Here is a 25,201-nt window from a genome sequence, read left to right on the forward strand (position 1 = left end):
AAGGCGGTCAAAGGCCGGGCTGTGATGGCCGCTGGCTTCCAGTTCGTGGATCAGGGCGTCGGTGAAGCCGGCTTTGCAGCGGGCCATGTAGTCGCACGGGTAGTCGGTGCGGACTTCCTGCAGATGGCTTAACTGGTGCAGGAGATTGTCAAAAAGGCCTTCCAGAGCCTGGACAGTGAGCGCAGAGGACGGACGAGGGCCCTGGAAGGCAAAACTGGTGTGCTTTTGGTTCGGTGCCAGAATCCTGCCCTGCCCTGGCTTCTGGTGGATGCGCTTGATCATTGAACAGAGGCCTCCATCCGGACGGTGTGCATGAAGGGGCTGATGGATCTGGACTGCGCGTAGGTAATGAAGGCGGATTCGGCCAGCTTGGCGTAGGCACAGAGGGTGCTGTCGAGCTGGTCGAAGGCGGCCATCATGCCCTGAATCTTGATCAGGCATTCGAAGGCAGTTTCCCGTTCGCCGTTGTCCAGGAGCTGGATGGCCACGTTGAACAGGGTCCGGATCTGGTGTTTCTTGAGTTCTCGGATAGCGGGGGTCATGCGTAGGCCTCCAGGCAGACACCTTTATAGAACTGCCCTGGCGCTGCCCCGCAGGCTTTCAGTTGTTCGCGACGCAGGACGACAGAGCGAGGAAGAGCGCCCTTCACGCTCTGGTAGTAGTTCAGGTAGGCATCGAGGTTGGCGCGGATCTTCAGGGCCCTGGGGTTGTCGATGAACCGGACCACGTCGCCACCAACAGGCGGTTGATCGACCTGGGAAGACACGAAGCGCCAGCCGGCTGCACCGTTGGTGTGGTCGCCGCCAACCGCCAACCACTGGCGGCCTGACTTGCTGACGGCCACGGTTCCGGGTCTGACCATTCGGGCGGGGCCCAGGCGGTCAGAGGAAGCGACGAACTCAAAACCGTTGAAGAAGTAGAAGGTGCAGGAAAGGGTACGGCCCTTCTCATGAGCAACACGAACGATGGTCTGAGTTTTTTGGCCGACGCGGTTCAAGGGCTTCATGGTCATACCTCCTCTTCTTCCATCTGTTCCAGGAGACGGGGAATGTTGACCATGCGGTGACGACCGATCTTGTGGGTCGGGATGTAGGCGCGCTTGATCCAGCCCTCTACTACGCCCTGGTCTACGCGGACCCAGTCGGCGAACTCGCGCCAGTCCATAAGGACGGGCCAGTTGAGCTGTTTAATGCGTTCGGCTAGTTGTTCGTCTATCATGGTCATTGGTCAAAAACGTCCATAAACGGCTAACTCCATATCTACTTAAGCCATATTAGCTTAGTTAGAATGATTTAGCCATATTGGCTTAAGTCATTTTTATACCTTTTGCTCATGATCAAAGAACGGGTTATAACCATCATCAAACATTCAGGGATGAAGAACCCCGAGCTGGAAGCGCAGACGGGAATAGGTCGCTATACTTGGCAAAACATCAGAAATAAGCCCGAGCGGGAGCTCAAGACAGAGGAAATCGAAGCAGTAATTCAGCTTTTCCCTCAATACGCTCTCTGGATCGCGTCAGGCGAAATAGCACCGGAGATAGGACAGACCAGTCCACAATATGACGAAGTTGACTCAAAGTTAGACAGTCGCGCCGAGGGATAGCATTAACAAAGGAAGTTTTGAGTCGTTGGTTCCGAGGATAGCGGGATTGTCAGACATTAGTAGGTAAGTAAAATAGCTCCTACTAGGAGCCGCGTCGAAGAGGGACATAATTGCTTTTAAAAAGTTAAGCACTTTTTATTGAAATACCGCCCAAATTAAAAACTGACTCAGGAACTGAAATTCAGCTCTGACTATGTACTTTGATGTCGCTTTTAGTCTATAGACAATCATAAGCCTATTAAATAGCGAATGGATTACACATTGGAACAACGTTTTACTTTTTGAATATGGATAACGCCGCGAGGAAATCTATTTGTTTGACCGATAGAAAAACCGACCAAGCTAGACAACGCGTTATGACTAAAAACCCCGCTTTTCTTTCCATTCAAAATATAATGATCTTCTTTCAGGTCTAGAACGACACCGTTAAATTTAATTTTAGCTTTTTTTACTATAACTTTGTTTGGGATACAGAACTCCATCTCTATAACAATCTTCTTATGCCCTTCTCTTACGATCAAGCTAGAGCCACGCATATCAACATCCCAAGCTTCTGAATTTACTACTAACTGATTATCTCTTACTAAAAAAATAGGCTCATTAAATTCATTAACAATAGTAATATCCAGCAAAAGCTTCTCATCCTCTATCTTAAATGCTATTACTGGGACGGCATCGATCAGAATAGGGATAACAAAGGGGTTAACCTGGCCGCCATAAATATTCAACAGCGAATCGTTCGTGAAAATATTATTTGCAATGACAACATACGCAACTCCACCGGAAAAATTCAACGAATAAGGACTAGAATATCCATTCTCAATATTGAATGGCTTTTTATTAGCCTCTACTACTTGCTCCCGTGAAATCAAATTGTTTGTTTTTTCGCGATGATGGTTAGGACAAAGTAAAGTAATATCGTTTGACACATGCTCTCTTACGTCAGCCCAATCATTCTCCATGTGATCATAGTCATAGATAATGCTCCCGCAAAGGACACAGCCAAAACCGCACCTCTGTCTTATCTCCCTTTTCATAGGTTCAGGTATATTGCGGTTATTAACAACTATTTTTTCTTGAACCATAACAGGCCTATTAATGATCACGTTATTCCAAAACATAGTGTCAATTGCCTACTTGCCTAAGACTACGTATGTATAGCTGAACAGAATACGTAAGCTTGTGAATTTTAGAACCTTTGACCTTAACTTAACAATCATACGGGGCTCATCGTACAAGTTTCACTCCCACCAACTCCTAAAAAAGCCTATTGCACTATGTCAAATATTCTTCTCTGTATCTTCGAAGACTAACTTAAGGGAATTTCCAGTGGTCAGCGCTTTCGATCCGTCAGCTCCCAACGAGATGCCTGCAAGTTCGTATTCAATTCCTCCTTCAATCGTCTCAATAATCTCGAGCCCGGCTACTACAGTCATTGACTTAAGCTGCAAGCCTTCTAACTCTTCCAGTCCAGAAACCGCAGCCAATACAGACTCGGCAATGTCATTGCCCAGCCCTTTGCTCTTTACACCCTGACCTTGCGTCATCGGTTCAAGAATTATAGTAATCGAGTTCTGGTAGGCCTCATCGCGAGAACCTCCGCCAGAAACGAATAATGCAACTTTCCCGCCGTACCCACGCTCAGCCTTTGAAGAGATCTTCAACTCGGCAGTTTTAAGTTCAGGTAACACGGACGAAGAGTCTGACTCCGCTCGGATTGTATTCACTGCAACCTGAACCTGATTCACAAGTTCTTTAACTGCCAACTGTGTTTCTTGAGGGGACAGGGAAGAGCAGCCAGACAGAGCCAAGACAAGCAGAACGAATAGGAAACGAAAACTTCTCATTGGAAACCTCCATGTATTTTTAGCTATTTTTAATCCTAACTATATTGATAGACCGCTGATTACTCTATGTCCAATAAATCAGCACATCCGTTCAAGGCAGATTGTCCCTTTGACTACCACCATGTCCAACAGTGACAGTTAAAGACTGGGCAGAATACTCAAGTAGCTGATTTTGAACGCCTGTGTCCTTTACTGTACGCCTCACACAGGTCTCATAATGCTGGGGTCGGCGGTTCGACTCCGCCCCTTGCTACCAGTATTCTGAAAAGCCCGTCGCGAAAGCGTCGGGCTTTTTCAGTTTCTGGGGACGACCCCACCCTTTCCGGGCAGTGAACGCGGGACGACCCGCCTTCGTACAAGACCTGCTATGAGATCAACCAAAGACAGAGTTCGTCAGGCCATCTCCTTTGAGGTTATCGGCCTGCTGCTTTCCGTTCCCCTCGCTGCCATGACGTTCGGGTTCGATATGGGGAAAACAGGAGTTCTCGGTGTGGTGGGCGCCACCATCGCGACTATCTGGAACTACCTGTTCAACTTGGGGTTCGATCACGGACTGAACCACCTTACCGGTTCAACCCGTAAATCACTACGGATCCGCTTCCTCCATGCGGTGAGCTTCGAGCTGGGTCTGATGCTGATTTTCCTGCCGATTATTGCCTGGTGGATGGGCATCGGTTTGCTGGAGGCGCTGATTGTGGATGTGGCGTTCGTGGTGTTCTATCTGGTGTATGCGTTCGTATTCACCTGGTGCTACGACACCATATTTCCTGACACGGATGCCAAGAAATCCAACGTCACTTAAACAAACTTTGACAATCCTGGGGCCAGGAGTCGGATAGGATAGAGACTTCTTCCAAATGCGTTTTTAAGGCTGTATCGCATTATGAAATCCCGCCATGCACTCACGGTATTCCTGGCCGTTGTTCTGGTTCCCATTGCCCTTGGGTTCGCTGGCGCGAGCGTTAAGGCGGCCATCCTTTCGATCAGCGTTTTCTGGGTTTGCCTGGGAATTTTCTTCTATCCATCCATCAGCGACTATCTCAGGGCTGAAAAGAGGCAGCGCGACGACTAGCGCCGTATACGCCTCGCCTCAATCCGTTTCTCTTTCAGTCGGGCTGCAACGATCCTCTCACAACAAACTCTGTGGCATACTCACGGGCTGAAACCCACAAAGAACAACACACCAGCAAGGACCGTTGACATGAAACCGGAAACCCTCGCGCTGCACGCAGGCTTCAAAAGCGATCCCACTACACGAGCGGCAACCACGCCGATTTACCAGACCACGTCCTACACCTTCGATGACACCCAGCACGGTGCCGATCTGTTTGATCTGAAGGTTCAGGGCAACATATACACCCGCATCATGAACCCCACCAACTCGGTTCTGGAAGAGCGGATGGCGGAACTGGAAGGCGGTGTTGGCGCCCTGGCCGTGGCCTCTGGCATGGCTGCCATCACCTACGCCCTGCAGACCATCTGCAAGGTGGGTAACAACATCGTCAGCACCAGCCAGCTCTACGGCGGCACCTACAACCTGTTTGCCCACTCCCTGCCGAATCAGGGCATTGAGTGCAGGATGGTTCGCCATGATGATTTTGATGCCGTGGAAAAGGCTATTGATGAAAACACCCGGGCCCTGTTCTGCGAGTCTATCGGCAACCCGGCGGGCAACGTGGTCGACATCCAGCGGTGGGCCGAGATTGCCCACAAGCATGGCATTCCGCTGATGGTGGACAACACCGTTGCCACACCGTTCCTGTGCCGCCCCATCGAGCACGGTGCCGATATCGTGATCCACTCGCTCACCAAGTACATCGGCGGCCACGGCACCACCGTCGCCGGCGTGGTGGTGGACTCCGGCAAGTTTGACTGGAAGGCCAGCGCCGACAAGTTCCCGATGCTGAACGAGCCGGACCCGTCCTACCATGGCGTGGTCTATACTGACGCCCTGGGCCCTGCTGCCTTCATCGGCCGCTGCCGTGTGGTACCACTGCGCAATACCGGTGCTGCCCTGGCGCCGTTCAATGCCTTCCTGATCATGCAGGGCCTGGAAACTCTGGCGCTGCGTATGGAACGTCATTGCGAGAACGCAGAAAAAGTCGCCAACTTCCTTCAGGACCACCCGTCTGTAGAGTGGGTCAATTACGCGACCCTGGCTAACAGCCCCTACAAGGCGACCTGCGACAAGATCTGCGGCGGCAAGGCCTCCGGCATCCTGAGCTTCGGCATCAAAGGTGGCCGGGAAGCCGGGGCAAAGTTCATTGATGCCCTGGAGCTGATCCTGCGGCTGGTGAACATCGGTGACGCCAAGTCCCTGGCCTGTCATCCGGCGACAACTACCCACCGCCAGCTGAACCCTGAGGAACTGAAGAGTGCCGGGGTAAGCGAAGATCTGGTGCGACTGTCCATCGGCATCGAGCATGTCGACGACATCATTGCCGACATTACCCAGGCCCTGGACAAAGCCCAGGCTTGATAACAGTCAACCGGGTACGACCAATGTCGTGCCCGGCACCCCCGTGATTGCCCCTATCTGTCTTGTATCTCCCCCGCCAGCCCATTACTCTTAAGGGTTCCCCATGCCCGAATCGAGAGTCCGGTTGCAATGAGCGACAGCGCAAAAGCCCGCATTACCAGTGGTTCCAAATTCCGCAATGAACATGGCTTTTCAGCCATCAAGGACGGCGTGAAGCGGTCATCGAAGCAGGAAGCCACATCAGCGGAGAAGCCTGAGCGGAAGCCCAAATGGCTACGGGCGCGCATGCCCGGAGGCGAGCGCTATGAGGCGGTGCGCAAGAACGTAAGTGAGCACCGGTTGAGCACCGTTTGTCAGGAATCCCATTGCCCGAACATCGGTGAGTGCTGGACCGCCGGCACGGCCACCATCATGGTAATGGGCTCCGTGTGTACCCGGGCCTGCAAGTTCTGCGCGGTGGATACCGGCAACCCGAAAGGCTGGCTGGATCATGAAGAGCCGGAGAACACCGCAAAATCAGTAGAGCTCATGGGCCTTCGCTACATTGTGCTGACCTCGGTAGATCGTGACGATCTCGACGACGGCGGCGCTGCGCACTATGCCGCCTGTGTCTCGGCCATCAAACAGCGCACCCCCGAAGTCGCTGTTGAAGCACTGACGCCGGATTTTGACGCCGTCATGTCCGACGTCGAGAAGGTTGTGGATTCCGGCCTGGATGTCTTCGCCCAGAATGTGGAAACCGTCAAACGGCTGACCAGCCGGGTCCGCGACCCACGCGCCGGCTATGAAAAAACTCTCCGGGTTCTGGAACACGCCAAGAAACACCGTCCAGATGTGCTCACCAAGACCAGCCTGATGCTGGGCCTGGGTGAGACCGAAGAGGAAATCCTGGAAACCATGGACGACCTGCGCGCCATCGGTGTGGATATCCTGACCCTGGGCCAGTACCTGCGCCCCACCCCGAATCATCTGCCGGTGGAGCGCTACGTCACCCCGGAAGAGTTCAACCGTTACCGGGAAATCGGCCTGGAGAAGGGCTTCATGGAAGTGCCGTCCGGCCCCATGGTCCGGTCGAGCTACCGGGCCGATAAGGTATTCGATAAAAACAATCTTGGTCTCGCCGTGCCCGAGGTCCCCCAGGCCTCCAATGCCATGCAGATTCCGGTGAAGGCCATCGACTGAGAACATCCATGCTGACACTGCTGCGAAATGCCCGGCTGAAGTACAAATTCTGGTTGCTGAACATTGTCGTTTTTGCAGTTCTCTGCTTGCTGGTTCTTTACGCCATGCACACCATTGCCGGGCAGACCGGCAAGACCTTCGATCAGGTCTTCGCTGATACGGCGCCCGGCTTTGCACTGGTGGTGGCGGTGCTCATGGTACTCGAGATGGCCGGTTCCCAGCTGCTGATTTCATTTATCGAGCGCCACGTGAACCGCCTGAAAGACACCATGGTCGACGTTCAGGCCTCGGGCAATCTGAGCCAGAGGGCGGTGGTGGACTCCACGGACGAAATCGGCGAAATGGCCAGCGCCTTCAATGCCATGCAGGACCGCACCGTGGGCGTCGTCCGAAGCATGAAGGAAGCCACAGAACGGCTGCACCGAGAAGTTGAGGAACTCACCTCGGCCGCCGAAGCCCGCCGGGATGATCTGGGCCGCCAACAGCAGGGCGCTGACCGGTCCGCGGAAGTTATCGAAACCATGCTGCAAAGCTTCACCGGCATCGCCGAACAGGCCGGAATTGCCAAGACCCTGTCCCACGAGGCCAGCGATGCAGCCCGGGACGGCAGCACCCGTGTCGGCCAGAGTGCCGACAGTATCCGCAAGCTTGCCGATGTCGTTCGCAATTCCGCCAGCAGCGTCGAAGCCCTGGCCGAGAACAGCCATGAAATCAGCCACGCCATTACCGAGATCCGGGGTATTGCCGAACAGACCAATTTGCTGGCCCTGAACGCGGCCATCGAGGCGGCCCGGGCCGGCGAACAGGGCCGAGGCTTTGCCGTGGTGGCCGATGAAGTGCGCAAACTGGCCCAGCGGGTCCAGGACTCCACCGATCAGATTCAGGGCACCATCGATCGCCTGCTCAATGCCATGAATACTGCCGTGAACCAGATGACCGGCAGCTCCGAGGATGCCACCCGCTGTGTTGAGGAATCCGAAGAAGGCCGCCGTGCCCTGGAAGCCATCAATGAAGTTGTGAGCCGGATCGACCATACCAACCAGGAAATCGCCAACGTTTCTGCGGAACAGACCGCCGGCACCGACGACGTGCTGGCCAACGTCCAGGGCATTCGCGAAACCACCCAGAACATGGTGACCCAGCTCTCGGAAAGCGCGGAAATGACTCGCCGCCTGAAAAAGCTGATCGATTCCCTGGAAGAAGCCTCGTCAAAGGTCACGGTTCACTGAGGTTTATGGCACACTCTGCACTCGTTTGAACTGGCAGAGTAGTTGTTCATGAATCGTCTTCGCGCCCTGTATGACCGCCTGATTTTTCCGCATCCCTTTATTATTCTCGCGGCTTTTGCCCTGTTGCTGGCCCTCGCCGCCTTCAAGTTTGGCGAATTCCGCCTGGATGCTTCCGCCGAGTCCCTGGTGCTGGAAAACGACCGCTCTCTCGAACAGTATCGCCAGGTAAACCGCCGCTTCACCACCTCCGACGATTTCCTGATCGTCACCTATACCCCCGAAGGCGAACTGTTCTCTGAAAATGGCCTGGCAAGACTGGGGGCATTGCGGGATGAACTGCAGAACCTGGAAGCGGTAGGCTCCACCAACAGCATTCTGAACGTCCCCCTGCTCCACAGCCCGGATCTGACACTGGACACCGTGGACAGCGAGATCAAGACCCTGGACGAACACGACGTGGCGCCAGCCACGGCCCGCGAGGCGCTCCTGAACAATCCGCTCTACCCCAACCTGCTGATCAGTGAAGACGGACGCACAACTGCGATACAGGTCAACTTGCCCACGCCGGATCGTTATTTTGAGCTGCTGAGAAAACGCAACGATCTGCGAGACAAGGCCGACGCCGGCGAAGCCTCCGAGGCCGAGCTGGCCGAACTGGAACAGGTAAAACAGGAATTCATCAACTTTACCGAAACCCTCGGTGTGGAGCGCGATGCCACCATCCGCACCGTTCGCTCCATCCTCGACAACTACCGGGATGGCGCCGAGATCCACCTGGGCGGCGTGCCCATGATTGTGGCGGACATGATCCGTTTCATCGAAAACGACCTGTCGACCTTCGGGCTCGGCGTGCTCGCCTTTCTGCTGCTCACTTTGGCCATCATCTTCCGACAGTGGCGCTGGGTGCTGGTGCCACTGTTGTGCTGCGGCTTTACGGTCTGGCTGATGATCGGCTTTCTGGGTTGGGCCCAGTGGCCGGTGACGGTCATCTCCTCCAACTTTATCTCCCTTCTGCTGATCATGACTCTGTCGCTCACCATCCACTTGATCGTGCGCTACCGGGAATTCCAGCACGACGATCCTGAGGCCAGCCCGAGAGAGACCCTGCGCAACACCGTGATGGCGATGATCAAGCCCTGCTTCTACATGGCCATCACCACCATCGTCGCCTTCGGCTCCCTCACCTTCAGCGGCATTCGCCCGGTCATCGATTTCGGCTGGATGATGACCCTGGGCCTGACAGTGGCTTTCCTTATTACCTTCGTCATATTCCCGGCCCTGCTGACCCTGCTGCCACCGCCACTGGACAGCCGCGTAACTTCTGACCGGATTCCCTTCACCGATGCTTTTGCCAGGTTCACGGAACACTTCGGCAAGACGGTTTTGTTCGGATCCGGAGTGATTGCGGTGCTCTGCGTTATCGGCCTGAGCAAGTTGACGGTGGAAAACAGCTTCATCGACTATTTCAAATCCTCCACTGAAATCCATCAGGGCATGGTCACCATCGACAACCGCCTGGGCGGCACCACGCCACTGGACGTGGTCATCACCGACGACCCGCCACCGGAAGGCGCCGGCACCGGCGACCCGTTTGCCAGCGACTGTGACCCGTTCGTGGAGGACTGTGGTGCCGGCGAGGAGTACCGGGATACCTGGTACACCTACCAGAAAATGGAAGAACTGGAAGCCGTGCACAAGTATCTAGACGGATTACCGGAAACCGGCAAGGTGCTGTCGATCAACACCACTCTGGATATTCTCGCCAGGATCAACCAGGGCGAGCCCCTGGATGCCCTGGAGCTGGCGTTTGTTCCCGCTGCGGTGCCCGATGACCTGCAGGACACCCTGCTGACGCCCTACATCTCCGAGGAACACGACCAGGCCCGCTTCAGCATCCGGATCCTCGAGACCATGCCAGAACTGCGTCGACAGGAGCTGTTGAACCGCATCCATAATCACCTGACCACGGAACTGGGTTACTCGGAAGACCAAGTGCTCTTTGCCGGTATGACCGTGATGTACAACAACATGCTGCAGAGCCTGTTCGATTCCCAGATCAAGACCATCGGAGTGGTCTTCGCGGCCATCATGGTGATGTTCCTGATCCTGTTTCGCTCACTGAAACTGGCCCTGATCGGCATCGCCCCCAACCTCATCGCCGCAGGCTCCGTGCTCGGCCTGATGGGCTGGCTGGGCATTCCCCTGGATATGATGACCATCACCGTGGCGGCCATCACCGTCGGCATTGCCGTGGACGACACCATCCACTACATCCACCGCTTCAAAACCGAGTTCCAGAAAGACGGCGACTACATCGCCACCATGCACCGCTGCCACCGAAGCATCGGCCAGGCCATGTTCTTCACCTCTCTGACCATCATCTCCGGGTTCTCGATACTGGTGCTGTCCAACTTCATCCCGACCATCTACTTCGGGTTGTTTACGGGGTTTGCCATGTTCATGGCTCTGGTTGGGGCTCTTACCTTGCTTCCCCGGCTGATTGTTCTGGTTAAGCCCTTTGGCTCTGGCGGGGCTTTGGGCTTGGGCTCCTAGCCTTCCGGTTTCGGGGGTGGCTCGGCGGGTGTGGGCCTTTGCCAGAACCGCTACGAGCACATCCATGTGCGCTTGACGTCGGCCATCCTTGGCCGCCGACATTCTGTCAAAGGCCCACACCCGCCAAGCTTCAGAAATAGGAGTTATAGGAAGACACTCCGCGCCAAATCTTTCAGCCAACCTTATGATCAGTTAGCGATTACTGAACCGTTTGACGAACAGGGGTGTGGAGCCCTCCCAAAAATGTCTGTGGCCAGGGATGGCCACAGCCAAGCGCACATGGATGTGCTAGTAGCGTTTTTTGGGAGGGCTCCACACCCCTGTTCCTCCCGCCAAACCAGCAGGCTAGGGGCACAAAAAAAGGGCCACACCAAAAGATGCGGCCCTTCTCAATTCCAGCTAGAGGGAAAGCAGGATTACTGCATGCCCTGACCTTGCCCCTGCTGCATCTGCTGTTGCATCTGACGACGCTGCTGCATTTGCTGTTGCATCTGCTGCATACGCTTATCCAGCTCGTCGCGCTGCTCCTGGGTGAACACGCTGTCGACCTTCGCCTGCATCAGAGTGGACAGAGCCGCGATCTCGCCGGTCACATCGCCCAGCTCTTCCGCTTGCTCGCGAATCGCCGCTTCGTCAAAGTCTGATTTGATCTCACCCTGCATCTGCTGCTGCAGTGCACGGGCTTCCTGGCGAAGCTCCCCGATTTCACCCTGCATCTCGTCGAGGATGGCACGGATTTCAGTTTGCTGATCTTCGGTCAGCCCTACCATCTGGGCCAGTTGATCAACCTGATCCGGCTGGCCACCAGATTGCTGAGCCACGGCCGGAACTGAAATGCTCAGGGCTACCAGGGCAGTACCAAACAGTTTTACAAGCTTCATAAATGTCTCCGTTAACAGGGTGGCCACAATCTGAATACCACCGACATACATTGGTTTCATCGTTCAGGGACTACACCCTAAAACATACGGATACGGTTTTTCATCCCGATCAGCCCTCTTTTTGTACATACTTCTCAGTATCCTCCGCCAAAAGCCGCCACACACGGGGATTCAAACAAATGTGAAAGTTTAGTCATTCCCCTTCATAATGGCGCCGTTCAACCCAATCCGGAGCAGATACGATGGCCATCAACTGGTTTCCAGGGCACATGCACAAGGCCCGAAAGGAGATCAAGAAAGTCATGCCACAGATGGATCTCATCATCGAAGTGGTTGATGCGCGCATTCCTTTCAGTAGCGAAAACCCGCTGGTGCCGGCCCTTCGTGGTGAAACGCCACTGATCAAGGTATTGAACAAGCGCGACCTGGCGGATCCAGAGATCACCGAGCAGTGGTTAAACTGGCTTGAGAAGGAGCGTGGGGTACGCGCCATTACTCTCACCCACAACCAGCGCAACGAGGCACTGTCCATCCTCAAACTGGCGGAAGAGATGACGCCAGATCACGATCGCCAGAAGAGTGCGTTGCGGGTGATGATTCTCGGCATTCCGAATGTCGGCAAATCCACCCTGATCAACACCCTGGCAGGACGCCCCGCAGCCAAAACCGGGAATGAACCGGCCGTGACCAGGGCCCAGCAGGCCATCAAACTGCCCAATAACATTCTGCTCTACGACACCCCCGGCTTCCTCTGGCCGAAACTGTCGCCCGAAGCCTGTGGTTACCGCCTGGCGGTTACCGGGGCGATTCGAAGCGCGGTTCTGGATTTTGAGGATGTGGCCATGTTTGAAGCCGAGTACCTGCTGGAAGCCTACCCGGAGCTCGTCAGGGCCCGCTACGGTTTTGAAGAACTACCGAAAGACGCACTTGCGATGATGGACGGCATTGCGGCGAAGCGCCGATTTTTCGGCCGCGGTGGTGTTCCGGACCTGCACAAGGTCTCGGAGGTACTGCTCAACGAATTCCGATCGGGCAAGCTGGGACGCATTTCCCTGGAAACCCCGGAAATGGTCGAGCGCGAAGCTCGAGAAGCCGCAAACTAACCTCCCCTTACCAAGGTCAAATATCGTATCCGGGCCAAAGCGCCTAGACTGTTAAATAACGTTATTGATCGCAAGGTCGGCCATATCGGCCGATCGGTAAGGAGGAACTTATGAGACGCGTCGTCGTCACCGGCATGGGCATCGTTTCGTGCCTCGGCAACTCACTGGACGAGGTCACCCAGAGCCTGAAGAGCGGAAAATCAGGCATCCGTTTCAACGAAACCTACAAGGAAATGGGCTTCCGCAGCCAGATTGCAGGCTCGGTGGATGTGGACACATCCGTTATTGACCGCAAGATCCGCCGGTTCATGGGGCCATCCGCCATGTACAGTTTTCTGGCCATGGAGCAGGCCATTGCCCAGGCGGGGCTAACCGAAAACATGATCTCCAACGACCGCACCGGCCTGATTGCCGGCTCCGGTGGCGCTTCCTGCTCGAGCCAGGTGGAAGCCACCGATATCATGCGCGAGAAAGGCGTGAAGCGCATCGGGCCCTATATGGTTCCCCGCATCATGACCAGTACAGTGTCCGCCTGTCTGGCCACGGCTTACAAGATCCGGGGTGTGAACTATTCCATGTCTTCCGCCTGCGCCACCAGCGCCCACTGCATCGGTCACGCCATGGAGCAGATCCAGGCTGGCAAGCAGGACATTGTGTTCGCCGGCGGCGGTGAAGAAGAGGACTGGAGCCTGACCATGATGTTCGATGCCATGGGAGCGCTGTCCACCAAGTACAACGACGCCCCTGAAACGGCCTCCCGCCCCTTTGATGCCGGCCGGGACGGTTTCGTGATTGCCGGCGGTGGCGGCATGATGGTGCTGGAGGAGCTGGAACACGCCAGGAAACGGGGCGCCAACATCATTGCCGAGCTCACCGGCTACGGCGCCACCTCGGACGGCTACGACATGGTCGCCCCCTCAGGTGAAGGCGCTCAGCGCTGCATGAAGCAGGCCATGGCCACCATCCGGGGCAAGATTGACTATATCAACGCCCACGGCACCAGCACCCCCGTTGGCGACGTTGCGGAGATGGGCGCGGTGCGGGCAACCTTCGGTTCCGACATTCCCGCCATTTCCTCGACCAAATCGCTGTCCGGTCATTCGCTAGGTGCTGCCGGTGTTCAGGAAGCCATCTATTCGCTTCTGATGCTGCAGAACGGGTTCATTGCCGGCACCAAGAACCTGAACAATCCGGACGAGAAAATCAGCGATATTCCTATTGTAGGTCCGGAAAGTCGCGAAGCCTCGCTGAACACCGTGATGTCCAACAGCTTCGGATTTGGTGGGACCAACGCGTCGCTGGTTTTCGAAACGCTTTGAGCGTAGTCGTGATAAGGGCCCACGGGCCCTTATTTGCTTAAAATATATTCTGATATCGTTATGCTTGATTATTGGCAAAGACGGTCATCCGTATTAAGGTACACACTTGACATGGATCAAATCGGACGGATTATCACGTATGGCTCAAGCAATTCCGTTTCGTCAGGCTTCTCCCCTCAAGGCGTCCTGCCACCAGTGCAGCCTGAGCAATCTTTGCCTGCCACTGGCGATTGAAGAAAACGATCTCGACCGGCTGGAAGACATTGTCCAGCAGGGGCGCATCTTCAACCGCGGTGAACATATTTTCGACCAGAGCACGCCCTACCGCTCATGCTTTGCGGTGAAAAGCGGGTCCATTAAGACGTCGATTATCACTGAAAGCGGTGAGGAGCAGGTGACCGGCTTTTTCATGCCCGGTGAACTGGTAGGCCTGGACAGCATTGGCAGTGAACACTACGCCTGCACGGCGAAAGCCCTCGAGCGGACCAGCGTATGCGAGTTCCCGGTCGACAAACTGGAAGAGCTGACCGGCAAACTGCCGGAGCTGCAGCACCACATGTACCACCTGATGAGCCAGGAGATCCAGAACAGCCATCAACTGGCTATGCTGCTCAGCAAGAACACCGCTGAAGAGCGCATTGCCGCCCTGCTGCTGTCGCTGTCCAGCCGATTCCAGCGTCGCCGGATGTCGCCGACCAACTTCAGCCTGCCCATGGCCCGTAACGACATCGCCAACTTCCTGGGCCTTGCCGTCGAAACCGTGAGCCGGGTATTCACGCGCTTCCAGAACCAGGGAATCATTAAGGCGCGAGGCCGGGAAGTCGAACTTCTGGATATCGAAGCCCTGCAGATGGTCAGCCGGGAATTCTCCCGCCAAGGCAATAACTGAGAAAGTTCCAGGCCCGCCAGAGGCGTTAGCTGGCGGGCTCACTCTCCACTTCCCTGCCGTTGTTCTTTTTCAGCATGGTCAGCTCGTCCACCAGCCCAGAGCGCCACGGCATCTGTTTGATGCCGAACGTATTGCGGATCTTGGTGCAGATCAGTGTGGTATTGACCGGCTCGAGATGCCCCCACTCTGGCACCTCATCCACCACCCGGATACCTTCGGGAATCCCTGGAAGGCCGGCAATCGCCAGGCCCAGCTCGTATAAATTGATTTCCTCGGCACCGGCGTACTGATAGGTACCCCACACCTCGGCTCCGCAGTCCAGCTGAAGAACCACCGCCTCAATCACCCGGGCCAGGTCCCGAACTGCCACAGGCTGGCCGCGGCAGCGCCCCGGCAATGACAGCACCTCACCAGCAGCGGTACTGGCCTGAACCTTTCGTATGAACCGCGCCAGGCTCCAGCCAGTCCGCAGGATGATGTGTCTCGGCAGCAGGGTTCGCAGCGCCTGCTCGCATTCCCATTGCCAGTTACCCAGCTCGTTTACCGGCTGCCCCGGGTTGGATGTGATATACCCGCTCTGCTTACGGCCATCGAATACGTAGCAGGAGGAGAGCTGGAGCAACGCCATGCCGCGATCACGGGCAAACTCGGCCATCGCCACCGGCAGCGAAAACGCAGCCATATGGACGCCCTCAGGGTCTTTCTCGGCGACCTCGGGATCGGCCATCCAGAGTGCGTTTACAATCAGGTCGGTATCTTCAGGAATCCAGTTTTCCAGCGCATCGAGATCCGCGTTGGAGGGGTCGCTGACAAGCAATGGGCTGACATGCAGGTGAGTTTCCCGCAGGCGCTCCAGCAAAACCTTCCCCAAGGGGCCGTAATCGTGAACAACAAGTACATGCACGAGGATTCAATGCCTCCGGATATCACTAATGTGACGGTATTTCGGAACCGGTCTGGCCAATGGCTTATTCATTCCGGCCCATACACTGTGATGCAGTCTGGACTTAATGCTTTGCTATTTCTTTCAAGAGCATACAACAACAGGAACTGTCATGCTGAAACAACAGAGCCACATTGTGGCGCCAATCCCCGATGAGTTGCGAACCCGGGCCCTTTATACCGTCGGCGAACTGCGCGAGCGGGGCAAGGCCGACAAGGAAGCCATCGACAAACTCTTCAACCTGATTGTGGACATGACCGAAGAAGGTCTGGATTTCTTTTTCCTGGAGCCACTTCGCCGTCTGCATGCCAGCAACATGATGATGGGCATGGCCAGAATGGGCATCAGCAGCATGCTCAAGGGCAGCAAGATGGTCGTGCACAAAGTGCTCAAAAAGCTGGACGACCGCAGCCTGGCTGCCATTCTCGACTTTATCGAGGAAATCATTCACGAACCGGAACAGGGCTGACAAAGCACCCCACGATGTTACCGGTATTGCCGTGGCACCCGCCCGGTAATGCCGGTCATCAGCTCATAGGAGATGGTGCCTGCGCAGGCGGCCACCTCGTCAACCCCAACCGTGCGCCCCCAGAGTTCGACATTGTCGCCTTCCTTCGCATCCGGCGCATTGGTGAGGTCAACGGCCAGCATGTCCATGGAAACCCGGCCGATGAGTCGGATCCGCTGGCCGTTGATGGCAGCGGGGGTGTTGGTACCCGCATGCCGGGGGTAACCATCACCGTAACCAATTGCCACCATGCCCATTCGGGTGTCACAGTCGGCAACCCAGCTGGCGCCGTAACCAACAGATTCTCCCGCCGGCACCACACGGGTGCTGATCAACGGCGCCTCAAGCGACATCACCGGCTCCAGACCAAGCTCCCGGCCGGTCTTGCCAACCATTGGCGAACCGCCATAAAGCATGATGCCCGGGCGGCTCCAGTCAAACATCGGCTGTTCCGGATGGAAGTGGGCCGCCGAATTGGCAACGCTCTTCATCAGCCCCGGGAAAGCCGCGGTGGCCTGTTCAAACACCGATGTCTGATGCGCCGTCATGGCGCTCTCGGGATCGTCGGCACAGGCGAAGTGGGTCACAAAGCCCAGCAGTCCCTGATCAGCACTGATGGCCTGCAGCCGGCTCATGACTCCGGCCAGCTCGTCCGGGTGAAAGCCCAGACGGTTCATCCCACTGTTCACTTTCAGCCAGAACACCGGTCGTGCTTCAAGGCGTTCCAGCCACGCCAGTTGCTGGAAACTGTGAAAAACCGGTTCAAACCCCTGCTGGGCGCACTCCTCGATATCCGCTTCGGCGTGCACTCCCTGCAGCAGAACCACCGGCTGCACCAGGCCGGTTTCCCGAATAGCCCGCGCCTCTTCCAGGCAAGCCACTGCATATTTCGGCGCCAGGCTATCCAGGGCCAAAGCCACCGGCCCGATACCATGGCCATAGCCATCGGCCTTGACCACCGCCATCACCTGCGCCCCACCGGCGCGGCTTCGGGCAGTCTGGAAGTTCCGGCGAAGGGCCTCGAGGTCAATCCGGGCAACGGTGCTACGGGGCATCAATACTCCCCGCCATAATCGCTGTAGTCACCGTGGGCCAGATCCTCGAACTTGGTGTACTTGCCGATGAATGCCAGGCGGATAGTGCCGATGGGGCCGTTCCGCTGCTTGCCGATGATGATCTCGGCAATGCCCTTGTCAGTGGTATCCTCGTTATAGACCTCATCCCGGTACACGAACATGATCACGTCGGCGTCCTGCTCGATGGCGCCCGATTCCCGCAGATCCGAGTTTACCGGGCGCTTGTTGGGCCGCTGCTCAAGACTCCGGTTGAGCTGGGACAGCGCCACCACCGGGCAGCTGAGCTCTTTGGCAATGCCCTTGAGGGACCGGGAGATTTCCGAAATTTCGGCCGTACGACCTTCGGTGTTGCCGGGCACCCGCATCAGCTGCAGGTAGTCGACCATGATCAGGCCGATCTTGCCATCGTTCTCCCGGGCAATACGCCGGGCCCGGGAACGCATTTCCGTGGGGCTCAGGCCCGGCGTATCGTCGATATAAAGCGGTTTGTCCTTGAGCAGGCTCACTGCCGAGGTCAACCGGGGCCAGTCGTCCTCTTCCAGCTTGCCGCCGCGGACCTTGGTCTGATCAATGCGCCCGAGGGACGAGAGCATACGCATGGCGAGGGCATCCGCCGGCATTTCCATACTGAACACCAGAACCGGCGTGCCGGTACTGATCAGGGCATTTTCAACGATGTTCATGGCGAAGGTCGTCTTACCCATGGAGGGGCGACCCGCCACAATGATCAGATCCGAGGGCTGCATGCCCGAGGTCTGCTCGTCCAGATCCTTGAAGCCCGTCGTCAGACCAGTGGTCTGCTCGCCAGATTCAAACAGTTCCTCGATCCGGCTCAGGGTCTTGGCAAGAATGGGGTTAATGGCCTGGGGACCGGAACCTTCCTTGACCCGCGCTTCGGCAATCTGGAACACACTGCGCTCGGCTTCGTCCAGAATTTCATTACTGTTCCGGCCGAGCGGATTGAAGGCCGAGTCGGAAATCTTGCCGGACACCTCCACCAGCTGTCGCAAAATGGAGCGCTCGCGGACAATATCCGCGTAGGCGCGGATGTTTGCGGCACCGGGGGTTTTCTCGGCCAATTCCGCCAGATAGGACAAGCCACCGGCATCTTCAATATCGCCGGCGCGCTCCAGGAATTCGGCCAGGGTAACAACATCCAGCGGCTCGCTCTCACTGGCGAGGCGCTCAACGGCGCCAAAGATCAGACGGTGGTCCTGTCGATAGAAATCGGCGGCCGAAATCACTTCCGAAATCTCGTCAAACCGGCGGTTGTCGAGCATCAGGCCGCCCAATACCGCCTGCTCTGCTTCCACAGAATGGGGAGGCACCTTGATACGACTGGTTTCGAGATCGGTACTCGCGGGCTTCAGATTGGGCTTGGCCATGAACACATCTTCAGTTGGACATCGTAACCACGACAGTTTAAGCGACCTGCCGCAGCAATGGGAGAGGGTTACAGGGACTTAACAGCATACCAGAAAGCAACAGGCCCGAAAGCCGCGGGATGCGGTTCGGGCCTGTCAGGTTGGCCATCGCTCGGCCCCAGAAGAGGCAGCGACGGCCACCAGCGCATTACCAGAGCCGGGAAAACCCCAACGCCGTTTTCAAAGAAAACGGCTTACTCGGCAACAACCGCCAGCTTGACCGTTACTTCAACGTCGGAGTGCAGCTGAAGCTCGATCTCGTACTCGCCAGTCACCCGGATCGGGCCTTCCGGCAGACGAACTTCGCTCTTCTCGACTTCGGTACCACCGGCAGTGATCGCGTCAGCAATGTCGCGCACACCGATAGAGCCGAACAGCTTGCCTTCCTCACCAGCTTTGGAGCTGATGGTGAAAGCAGCACCCTCGAGAGCCTCGGCGCGAGCCTGAGCGGCAGACAGCTTCTCAGCGGCTGCTTTCTCGAGCTCTGCACGACGCTCTTCGAACGCCTTCAGATTTGCTTCTGTGGCAGGTACAGCCTTGCCATAAGGAAGCAGGAAATTACGACCGTAACCGGCCTTAACCTTTACCTTGTCACCCAGGGAGCCAAGGTTTGCAACTTTCTCGAGCAGAATAACTTCCATCTCGTTAACCTCTTCGTGCTTTATTCAGCCGGCCCGGCAGGGCTTATACGCCTCCGGATATCCAGCCAGCTATCCACAAAAGCCAGAACCACTAACAGAATCATCAGACTTGGGCCCAAAAGGATCAGCGCAACATAGAACATCGCCAACCAGTTCCCACTGAGCTTTTTCAAACCAACAACACCGTGCACCAGTGCCAGGCTGGCCAGGAACAGCGGCGTTCCCGCAGCCCAGGCAAGCAGCATGGAGTTCAGTCCGAGGAACGGACCAACCACCATGGTCACCGCACACAACACCGCAATTGGCGGTGAAAGGCGCAGGCCGTGAAACTCCTTGCGGAATCCGCCGGGGTTATAAAGCCCCGCCTGCCAGGCCCGCGCCAGCATGGTCATGCCCACACCCGTTGCCAGGTAGGTGCCTGCCATGCTCGCATTCATCGTGTCCCGGATAACCCTATCGAGGTCATCGCCGAGACTCTGCGCAATTTCGGCATTGTACTGTTGGTAAAAACTCACCCCGGCCTGGACCAGATCATCCAGCAGCCCCGGGTAAACCACAGGCAACGTCAGGCCTGTGACGATTGCGAAAAAACTTCCCGCAAGCAGAGCTTTTTCCCAGGACAGCGTGGTTCTGATCAGTGACGCCATGAGCATAACCTGAAGCAACACAGCCAGAGCAGTCGGGTCCTGCCCGAAAATGCTCCAGCCAAGCGCCGGAAGTAATGCCCAGAGCCCGATATTGAGCCCCTGACTGATGCCGAGCCTGAGGATTACCAGGCCGACAACGGCTGCGCCAATCCAGAACAACAAGGGTACGGCAGTTGTGACTGCTGCTACCCCGCCGGCCTGGAGGGGACCGCGCATTACATACTGTGCAAGTGCACGCATGGTCCCAAGTCCTGTGTTTCTGTTACTTAGTTATCGTGGCTGTCCGAGTACGGCAGCAGTGCCAGGTAGCGGGCACGCTTGATAGCGGTAGCCAGCTGACGCTGATAACGTGCTTTGGTGCCGGTGATGCGGCTGGGCACGATTTTGCCTGTTTCAGTGATGTAGCCTTTCAGGGTGTCCAGATCTTTGTAATCTATCTCCTTAACACCCTCTGCCGTGAAGCGGCAGAACTTACGACGTCTGAAAAAACGAGCCATAACTTAACTCCTCAACTCCGGTTAATTACTCTTCTTCGTCCTGGGTTTCAGCACGCTGACGTGGCTCGTCAGATTCGGCTGAACGACGCGGGCGATCATCGCCGCCACGACGGTCTTCACGGGACTCGGAAGCTTTCATCGGGGACAGGTCTGTATCCGCACCATCGCGGCGCAGGATCATGTCGCGGATGATTGCATCGTTGAAACGGAAGTTGTGAGTCAGCTCGTCCATCGCGGCCTGTGAACATTCAACGTTCATCAGTACGTAGTGAGCCTTGTGAATCTTGTTGATCGGGTATGCCAGGTGACGACGGCCCCAATCTTCCAGGCGATGTACCTTGCCGCCATCTTCAGTGATGACGCCGGTATAACGCTCGATCATCGCGGGCACCTGCTCGCTCTGATCCGGATGTACCATAAAAACGATTTCGTAGTGACGCATGAGTTCTCCCTACGGTTTAAACAGCTTCCTTTTCACCGGCACGGCTTTGAACCCGCGACCGACAAACTTGAAAGCAAGGAGTTGACAGCATTCTGCTGCCGGTTTCTTTTTGCTTTATCAATAAGGCTTTACAAGAAAGGCTTGATCAAAAGCTTGGCCCCGGATTGCCTGCATTCAGGCAATACAAAACCACCCCTTAAAAAAAGGGTCACGTATTCTAGGCGGGGAAGGCCCTGTGTGCAAGGGTTAACCAAGCCGTTGACGCAAGGCTTCGTATAGGCAAACACCCGTAGCCACGGACACGTTGAGGCTGTCTACATGGCCGAGCATGGGGATATTGATCAGCTGGTCGCAGTGCTCCCGGGTCAACCGGCGCATGCCCTTGCCTTCCGCCCCCATCACCAGCGCCACCGGGCCCTTGAAATCGGCCTGGTAGAGCGTTGCGTCCGCCTCACCGGCGGTGCCGATCAGCCAGACCCCCTGATCCTGCAGACTACGCAGAAAGCGGGCGAGATTGGTAACCCGCACAAAGGGCACGGTCTCGGCAGCACCGCAGGCGACTTTACGGGCAACCGGGGTCAGCGAAGCGGACTTGTCCTTGGGGACAATGACCGCCTGAATTCCCACGGCATCGGCGGTGCGCATGCAGGCGCCAAGATTATGGGGATCGGTCACGCCATCCAGTACAAGCAGAAACGGCGGCTTGTCACTGCCCGCCAGCTGCGCCAGCAGATCGTCTTCCGTCCACTCCCGGCTCTCACTGACGGCCGCGACAATCCCCTGATGCACTCCGGACACGCGCTCGTCGAGCTCTTTACGATGCACAACTTTCCAACGCACACCCATGCTATCCAGGGCATCGGTAATGCTCTTGACCCGCTTATCCTGCCTGCCGGTCTGAATCCAGACCTGCTGTAAACGTTCTGGCTCGCGCTTGAGGACAGCCTCAACCGCGTGCCAGCCAAACACAAATTCTCCGGACACTGATTCTGCTTCCTGTTACTTGCCTGATTTGCTCGGTTTGGCTTTCTTATCGCCTTTGCCAGCGCCACTGCCTTTTTTGCCTTTCTTCAGGGCAAGCTTTGCAGCTCGAGCTACCAGTTCGTCCCTGGCAGAGGGAGTTTCATCGTCATCAAAGGCCTCGGGGCCCGGCTTTTTCTTCTGCGCAACCGGGCGTTTCCTCGGGCGCTTCGGGCCAGACTCGCCGCCGGAAGCACCTTTCTGGCCAGGCCTGGTTCTGCCGGAGGGCTTGCTACCCTTGCCAGGGCCGCGTTTTCCCTTTCCTCGCTCACCTTTATCAGGGACCTTGAGTGCGTCGCGATCTGCCTGCCGGTGAACCGGCTCGCTGATCAGTTCCAGGTCTATCTTCCGGTCTTCCATGCCGACCCTGACGACCTTCACCCGGACCTCATCACCAAGCCGGAAACTCATTGCCGTGCGCTCACCGATGAGACGGTGTTTGGCGGAATCGTGATGGAAAAAGTCGCCGCTCAGCGTCGACACGTGCACCAGTCCCTCTATGTAAACTCCCGAGAGCTCAACAAAGAAGCCGAAGGGCACCACCGAAGCGATCACGCCATCATAGTCCTCACCGACATGATCACTCAGGTACTCGCACTTCAGCCAGGCCATGACATCCCGGGTGGCATCATCGGCACGCCGTTCTGCCATGGATGTATGCTCACCCAGCTGCTCCATGCGGGCCAAATCGTAGGGATACTCTGAAAGCTCGGGATCCGGCTTCGGAGGCGGAACCACATCCTTGGACGGCTGCCCTCCGTGAATCACCGATTTGATGGCCCTGTGATTAATCAAATCCGGGTAACGTCGGATCGGCGACGTGAAGTGGGCATAACCCGCATAACCAAGGCCAAAATGGCCGCCCTCTTCCGGACTGTAGACCGCCTGGCTGAGTGAACGCAGCATCACCGTCTGGATCACGTTGGCATCCGAGCGGTCCTTGATACTGTTCAACAGTTCCTGGTAGTCCGCAGACGTGGGGTTATCGCCGCCACCCAACTGCAGCCCCAACTCACCCAGGAACAGCCGAACCGCGTTGAGCCGCTCTTCTGAAGGGCCATCGTGCACCCGGTAAAGTGCCGGGAGTTTGTGTTTTTTCAGGAATCGCGCTGTCGCAACGTTCGCGCACAGCATGCATTCCTCGATGATCTTGTGGGCATCGTTGCGCTGCACCGGCACGATCTCTTCGATTTTCCGGTCGGCGTCAAACACGATCTTGGTTTCGGTGGTTTCGAAATCGATCGCACCACGCTCAGTGCGGGCTTTGCGCAACAACTGGTAAAGGCCATAGAGATTGTGCAACTGCGGGAGCACATTGGCGTATTGCTCACACAGCTTGTAGCCCTGCTCGGTGTCCGGGTGCTCAAGCATGGTGCTTACCTTGTTGTAGGTAAGCCGCGCATGACTGAACATGACCGCCTGATAGAAGTTGTAGCTGCTGATGTTACCCGCGGCGCTGATGGTCATATCGGCCACCATGCAGAGGCGATCCACCCCGGGGTTCAGCGAGCAAAGGCCATTGGACAGCTTTTCCGGCAGCATAGGCACCACGTGGTCCGGAAAATAGACTGAAGTACTGCGATTGACCGCCTCTTCGTCCAACGGCGTTCCGGGGCGCACGTAGTGTGAAACGTCGGCGATCGCAACCAGCAGGCGATAGCCGCCACGGGGCCTTGGCTCGCAATAGACGGCATCATCGAAATCACGGGCCGTTTCGTCGTCAATGGTTACCAGCCTGAGATTGCGGATATCCTTCCGGTTGGCCTTATCTTTCTCTGTGACCTCTTCCGGAATTTCTGCCGTCTGCTCACCGACAGCGGGCGGCCAGCTATGGGGAATGTCGTAGGAACGGATGGCAACGTCAATTTCCATCCCCGGCGCCATGTGTTCGCCAAGGACCTCAACCACCTTGCCCAATGGCTGGGTGCGCACCGTAGGCTGGCGAACTATATCCACCACAACATACTGGCCATGGCGGGCATTGCCACAATTCTCCGGGGGAATCAGCACTTCGTGGTTGATCCGCGCGTTTTCCGGAACAACAAAGCTGATGCCGCTTTCCTGGAAAAAGCGTCCCACCGTCTGGCTGGTCCGGTATTCCAGGACTTCAACGATCACGCCCTCGCGTCGACCGCGATCGTCAACGCGATCGACCCGTGCCGCCACGCGATCACCATGGAACACCTGGCGCATCTGCCGGGCGGTGAGAAACAGATCAGAACCGCCGTCATCCGGCACCAGAAAGCCGAAGCCGTCTTTGTGGCCAATCACCCGGCCGGTAACCAGATCAGCTTCTTCAATGGGGAGATAGGCGCCACGCCGGTTACAGATCAGCTGCCCGTCTCGACACATGGCAATGAGACGCCGACGCAGAGCCTCGATACCCTCCGGGGAATTCTGTCCGAGTTCTTCACAAAGCGTCTCGTGAGTCGCGGGGGCACCGCGCTCCTTGAGATGCTCGATGATGAACTCTCTGCTCTGGATCGGATTGTCGTATTTTTCTGCTTCACGACCTGCGTGCGGATCTCTGTCTGTCTTTTTTCTCGAAGCCATTCGTGTCCTTGTCCTGGTACCGAAATGCGGTGTTTCTGGATTGAATTTGAACCCGAGTATAACGCCGGTATAAAGGAAGTGCCTAACCACACAAAGAATATAGGCACAAATACCACTCAAGGTTTTTGATAAAAAACGTTTGACACCGTTTTCCGGAATTATTAAAGTACGCGCCATCGGTTGAGGGGCAACACCTCAGCTGCGGCAGAACTGCCAAGTTTTCAACGAACTAAACGCAGAACTGCAAATCACCTGCCGAGGTGGTGAAATTGGTAGACACGCTAGCTTCAGGTGCTAGTGGGGGCAACCCCGTGGAGGTTCAAGTCCTCTCCTCGGCACCACTTCCTCCCTCAGGAAGTGGCA

General features: G+C 56.5%; 26 protein-coding genes and 1 tRNA gene. 11 read left to right on the forward strand and 16 right to left on the reverse strand.

The features are described 5' to 3' along the window. From KEHDKFFH_RS16680 to KEHDKFFH_RS16710, 6 genes are all read right to left on the reverse strand, one after another. Nucleotides 1-282, reverse strand: a 282-nt coding sequence (locus KEHDKFFH_RS16680) for a hypothetical protein (RefSeq protein WP_146084231.1), incomplete at its 3' end; no start/stop codon positions are given. Beyond that, complete coding sequence (locus KEHDKFFH_RS16685) at nt 279-542, reverse strand: hypothetical protein (RefSeq protein ID WP_104322960.1); 264 nt, start codon at nt 540-542, stop codon at nt 279-281. The genes KEHDKFFH_RS16685 and KEHDKFFH_RS16680, both read right to left, overlap by 4 nt. Then, nucleotides 539-1,006, reverse strand: coding sequence for a hypothetical protein (locus tag KEHDKFFH_RS16690; RefSeq protein ID WP_104322961.1), 468 nt, complete (start codon nt 1,004-1,006; stop codon nt 539-541). The genes KEHDKFFH_RS16685 and KEHDKFFH_RS16690 overlap by 4 nt, the downstream gene beginning before the upstream one ends. Before the next feature lie 2 nt (nt 1,007-1,008). After that, nucleotides 1,009-1,224 carry a hypothetical protein gene (locus tag KEHDKFFH_RS16695; RefSeq protein ID WP_198412815.1) on the reverse strand — a complete coding sequence of 72 codons (216 nt, stop codon included), beginning with the start codon at nt 1,222-1,224 and terminating at the stop codon, nt 1,009-1,011. A 635-nt stretch (nt 1,225-1,859) separates the two neighbouring features. Further along, nucleotides 1,860-2,726, reverse strand: coding sequence for a cell division protein (locus KEHDKFFH_RS16705; protein WP_104322962.1), 867 nt, complete (start codon nt 2,724-2,726; stop codon nt 1,860-1,862). Between the two features lie 159 nt (nt 2,727-2,885). Further along, nucleotides 2,886-3,452: a hypothetical protein gene (locus tag KEHDKFFH_RS16710; protein WP_104322963.1), complete on the reverse strand. Its 567-nt coding sequence runs from the start codon at nt 3,450-3,452 to the stop codon at nt 2,886-2,888. A 367-nt stretch (nt 3,453-3,819) separates the two neighbouring features. Between KEHDKFFH_RS16710 and KEHDKFFH_RS16715 the strand changes: the two genes are divergently transcribed. The 6 genes from KEHDKFFH_RS16715 to KEHDKFFH_RS16740 all read left to right on the forward strand — a co-directional run bounded on the left by KEHDKFFH_RS16715 (nt 3,820) and on the right by KEHDKFFH_RS16740 (nt 10,895). Further along, the gene (locus tag KEHDKFFH_RS16715; RefSeq protein WP_104322964.1) at nt 3,820-4,254 is read left to right on the forward strand and encodes a PACE efflux transporter; all 435 of its coding nucleotides are present in this window, start codon (nt 3,820-3,822) and stop codon (nt 4,252-4,254) included. Nucleotides 4,255-4,335: 81 nt separating this feature from the next. Continuing rightward, on the forward strand, nt 4,336-4,524 hold the full coding sequence (locus KEHDKFFH_RS20415) for a hypothetical protein (RefSeq protein ID WP_241956544.1): 189 nt from the start codon (nt 4,336-4,338) through the stop codon (nt 4,522-4,524). Nucleotides 4,525-4,653: 129 nt separating this feature from the next. After that, nucleotides 4,654-5,931 (forward strand): O-acetylhomoserine aminocarboxypropyltransferase/cysteine synthase family protein, encoded by a 1,278-nt coding sequence (locus KEHDKFFH_RS16725; protein ID WP_104322965.1) that lies wholly within the window; start codon nt 4,654-4,656, stop codon nt 5,929-5,931. 129 nt (nt 5,932-6,060) lie between these two features. After that, entirely contained in the window at nt 6,061-7,113 is a 1,053-nt protein-coding gene (gene lipA, locus KEHDKFFH_RS16730; RefSeq protein WP_104322966.1) for a lipoyl synthase, read from the forward strand. An 8-nt stretch (nt 7,114-7,121) separates the two neighbouring features. Continuing rightward, complete coding sequence (locus KEHDKFFH_RS16735) at nt 7,122-8,342, forward strand: methyl-accepting chemotaxis protein (RefSeq protein WP_104322967.1); 1,221 nt, start codon at nt 7,122-7,124, stop codon at nt 8,340-8,342. A gap of 48 nt (nt 8,343-8,390) precedes the next feature. Then, nucleotides 8,391-10,895, forward strand: a complete 2,505-nt coding sequence (locus KEHDKFFH_RS16740) for an efflux RND transporter permease subunit (protein WP_104322968.1) — start codon at nt 8,391-8,393, stop codon at nt 10,893-10,895. Nucleotides 10,896-11,311: 416 nt separating this feature from the next. Here KEHDKFFH_RS16740 and KEHDKFFH_RS16745 read toward each other — a convergent pair whose 3' ends face one another. After that, nucleotides 11,312-11,776 (reverse strand): Spy/CpxP family protein refolding chaperone, encoded by a 465-nt coding sequence (locus KEHDKFFH_RS16745; RefSeq protein WP_241956545.1) that lies wholly within the window; start codon nt 11,774-11,776, stop codon nt 11,312-11,314. A 242-nt stretch (nt 11,777-12,018) separates the two neighbouring features. Here KEHDKFFH_RS16745 and ylqF point away from each other — a divergent pair, with 242 nt between their 5' ends. From ylqF to fnr, 3 genes are all read left to right on the forward strand, one after another. Further along, nucleotides 12,019-12,879, forward strand: coding sequence for a ribosome biogenesis GTPase YlqF (ylqF, locus tag KEHDKFFH_RS16750; protein WP_104322970.1), 861 nt, complete (start codon nt 12,019-12,021; stop codon nt 12,877-12,879). A gap of 110 nt (nt 12,880-12,989) precedes the next feature. Continuing rightward, nucleotides 12,990-14,198 carry a beta-ketoacyl-ACP synthase I gene (gene fabB / locus KEHDKFFH_RS16755; RefSeq protein ID WP_104322971.1) on the forward strand — a complete coding sequence of 403 codons (1,209 nt, stop codon included), beginning with the start codon at nt 12,990-12,992 and terminating at the stop codon, nt 14,196-14,198. Nucleotides 14,199-14,337: 139 nt separating this feature from the next. Beyond that, on the forward strand, nt 14,338-15,087 hold the full coding sequence (gene fnr / locus KEHDKFFH_RS16760; RefSeq protein ID WP_104322972.1) for a fumarate/nitrate reduction transcriptional regulator Fnr: 750 nt from the start codon (nt 14,338-14,340) through the stop codon (nt 15,085-15,087). A 25-nt stretch (nt 15,088-15,112) separates the two neighbouring features. Here fnr and KEHDKFFH_RS16765 read toward each other — a convergent pair whose 3' ends face one another. Then, on the reverse strand, nt 15,113-15,991 hold the full coding sequence (locus tag KEHDKFFH_RS16765) for an SDR family oxidoreductase (RefSeq protein WP_104322973.1): 879 nt from the start codon (nt 15,989-15,991) through the stop codon (nt 15,113-15,115). Between the two features lie 151 nt (nt 15,992-16,142). On the opposite strand from KEHDKFFH_RS16765, the gene KEHDKFFH_RS16770 reads away from it, so the two are divergent. After that, nucleotides 16,143-16,499, forward strand: coding sequence for a hypothetical protein (locus KEHDKFFH_RS16770; RefSeq protein ID WP_104322974.1), 357 nt, complete (start codon nt 16,143-16,145; stop codon nt 16,497-16,499). Between the two features lie 17 nt (nt 16,500-16,516). Here the strand turns inward: KEHDKFFH_RS16770 and alr are convergent, their stop codons facing one another. From alr to rnr, 8 genes are all read right to left on the reverse strand, one after another. Beyond that, entirely contained in the window at nt 16,517-17,593 is a 1,077-nt protein-coding gene (alr, locus tag KEHDKFFH_RS16775; RefSeq protein ID WP_104322975.1) for an alanine racemase, read from the reverse strand. Then, nucleotides 17,593-18,999 (reverse strand): replicative DNA helicase, encoded by a 1,407-nt coding sequence (gene dnaB, locus KEHDKFFH_RS16780; RefSeq protein WP_104322976.1) that lies wholly within the window; start codon nt 18,997-18,999, stop codon nt 17,593-17,595. The genes alr and dnaB overlap by 1 nt, the downstream gene beginning before the upstream one ends. Nucleotides 19,000-19,232: 233 nt before the next feature. Continuing rightward, nucleotides 19,233-19,679, reverse strand: a complete 447-nt coding sequence (rplI, locus tag KEHDKFFH_RS16785) for a 50S ribosomal protein L9 (RefSeq protein WP_064227062.1) — start codon at nt 19,677-19,679, stop codon at nt 19,233-19,235. 20 nt (nt 19,680-19,699) lie between these two features. Then, nucleotides 19,700-20,566 (reverse strand): hypothetical protein, encoded by an 867-nt coding sequence (locus tag KEHDKFFH_RS16790; RefSeq protein ID WP_104322977.1) that lies wholly within the window; start codon nt 20,564-20,566, stop codon nt 19,700-19,702. Between the two features lie 26 nt (nt 20,567-20,592). Next, on the reverse strand, nt 20,593-20,823 hold the full coding sequence (rpsR, locus tag KEHDKFFH_RS16795; RefSeq protein ID WP_007154918.1) for a 30S ribosomal protein S18: 231 nt from the start codon (nt 20,821-20,823) through the stop codon (nt 20,593-20,595). A gap of 25 nt (nt 20,824-20,848) precedes the next feature. Beyond that, nucleotides 20,849-21,265: a 30S ribosomal protein S6 gene (gene rpsF, locus KEHDKFFH_RS16800; protein WP_008176389.1), complete on the reverse strand. Its 417-nt coding sequence runs from the start codon at nt 21,263-21,265 to the stop codon at nt 20,849-20,851. Nucleotides 21,266-21,511: 246 nt separating this feature from the next. Continuing rightward, complete coding sequence (gene rlmB / locus KEHDKFFH_RS16805; RefSeq protein ID WP_104322978.1) at nt 21,512-22,249, reverse strand: 23S rRNA (guanosine(2251)-2'-O)-methyltransferase RlmB; 738 nt, start codon at nt 22,247-22,249, stop codon at nt 21,512-21,514. 15 nt (nt 22,250-22,264) lie between these two features. Further along, nucleotides 22,265-24,838, reverse strand: coding sequence for a ribonuclease R (gene rnr / locus KEHDKFFH_RS16810; RefSeq protein ID WP_104322979.1), 2,574 nt, complete (start codon nt 24,836-24,838; stop codon nt 22,265-22,267). 254 nt (nt 24,839-25,092) lie between these two features. Here rnr and KEHDKFFH_RS16815 point away from each other — a divergent pair. After that, nucleotides 25,093-25,179, forward strand: a tRNA-Leu gene (locus tag KEHDKFFH_RS16815). The last annotated feature ends 22 nt before the right edge of the window (nt 25,180-25,201 follow it).

It is taken from the genome of Marinobacter maroccanus (genome assembly GCF_002933275.1).
In the GTDB taxonomy this organism is placed as follows: domain Bacteria; phylum Pseudomonadota; class Gammaproteobacteria; order Pseudomonadales; family Oleiphilaceae; genus Marinobacter; species Marinobacter maroccanus.

What these genes read in the sequence shown, in the direction of transcription:
- KEHDKFFH_RS16685 (WP_104322960.1), bottom strand. Translation starts at nt 542, where the DNA reads ATGACCCCCGCTATCCGAGAACTCAAGAAACACCAGATCCGGACCCTG.
- KEHDKFFH_RS16690 (WP_104322961.1), bottom strand. Translation starts at nt 1,006, where the DNA reads ATGAAGCCCTTGAACCGCGTCGGCCAAAAAACTCAGACCATCGTTCGT.
- KEHDKFFH_RS16695 (WP_198412815.1), bottom strand. Translation starts at nt 1,224, where the DNA reads ATGACCATGATAGACGAACAACTAGCCGAACGCATTAAACAGCTCAAC.
- KEHDKFFH_RS16705 (WP_104322962.1), bottom strand. Translation starts at nt 2,726, where the DNA reads ATGTTTTGGAATAACGTGATCATTAATAGGCCTGTTATGGTTCAAGAA.
- KEHDKFFH_RS16710 (WP_104322963.1), bottom strand. Translation starts at nt 3,452, where the DNA reads ATGAGAAGTTTTCGTTTCCTATTCGTTCTGCTTGTCTTGGCTCTGTCT.
- KEHDKFFH_RS16715 (WP_104322964.1), top strand. Translation starts at nt 3,820, where the DNA reads ATGAGATCAACCAAAGACAGAGTTCGTCAGGCCATCTCCTTTGAGGTT.
- KEHDKFFH_RS20415 (WP_241956544.1), top strand. Translation starts at nt 4,336, where the DNA reads ATGAAATCCCGCCATGCACTCACGGTATTCCTGGCCGTTGTTCTGGTT.
- KEHDKFFH_RS16725 (WP_104322965.1), top strand. Translation starts at nt 4,654, where the DNA reads ATGAAACCGGAAACCCTCGCGCTGCACGCAGGCTTCAAAAGCGATCCC.
- lipA (WP_104322966.1), top strand. Translation starts at nt 6,061, where the DNA reads ATGAGCGACAGCGCAAAAGCCCGCATTACCAGTGGTTCCAAATTCCGC.
- KEHDKFFH_RS16735 (WP_104322967.1), top strand. Translation starts at nt 7,122, where the DNA reads ATGCTGACACTGCTGCGAAATGCCCGGCTGAAGTACAAATTCTGGTTG.
- KEHDKFFH_RS16740 (WP_104322968.1), top strand. Translation starts at nt 8,391, where the DNA reads ATGAATCGTCTTCGCGCCCTGTATGACCGCCTGATTTTTCCGCATCCC.
- KEHDKFFH_RS16745 (WP_241956545.1), bottom strand. Translation starts at nt 11,776, where the DNA reads ATGAAGCTTGTAAAACTGTTTGGTACTGCCCTGGTAGCCCTGAGCATT.
- ylqF (WP_104322970.1), top strand. Translation starts at nt 12,019, where the DNA reads ATGGCCATCAACTGGTTTCCAGGGCACATGCACAAGGCCCGAAAGGAG.
- fabB (WP_104322971.1), top strand. Translation starts at nt 12,990, where the DNA reads ATGAGACGCGTCGTCGTCACCGGCATGGGCATCGTTTCGTGCCTCGGC.
- fnr (WP_104322972.1), top strand. Translation starts at nt 14,338, where the DNA reads ATGGCTCAAGCAATTCCGTTTCGTCAGGCTTCTCCCCTCAAGGCGTCC.
- KEHDKFFH_RS16770 (WP_104322974.1), top strand. Translation starts at nt 16,143, where the DNA reads ATGCTGAAACAACAGAGCCACATTGTGGCGCCAATCCCCGATGAGTTG.
- alr (WP_104322975.1), bottom strand. Translation starts at nt 17,593, where the DNA reads ATGCCCCGTAGCACCGTTGCCCGGATTGACCTCGAGGCCCTTCGCCGG.
- dnaB (WP_104322976.1), bottom strand. Translation starts at nt 18,999, where the DNA reads ATGGCCAAGCCCAATCTGAAGCCCGCGAGTACCGATCTCGAAACCAGT.
- rplI (WP_064227062.1), bottom strand. Translation starts at nt 19,679, where the DNA reads ATGGAAGTTATTCTGCTCGAGAAAGTTGCAAACCTTGGCTCCCTGGGT.
- KEHDKFFH_RS16790 (WP_104322977.1), bottom strand. Translation starts at nt 20,566, where the DNA reads ATGCGTGCACTTGCACAGTATGTAATGCGCGGTCCCCTCCAGGCCGGC.
- rpsR (WP_007154918.1), bottom strand. Translation starts at nt 20,823, where the DNA reads ATGGCTCGTTTTTTCAGACGTCGTAAGTTCTGCCGCTTCACGGCAGAG.
- rpsF (WP_008176389.1), bottom strand. Translation starts at nt 21,265, where the DNA reads ATGCGTCACTACGAAATCGTTTTTATGGTACATCCGGATCAGAGCGAG.
- rnr (WP_104322979.1), bottom strand. Translation starts at nt 24,838, where the DNA reads ATGGCTTCGAGAAAAAAGACAGACAGAGATCCGCACGCAGGTCGTGAA.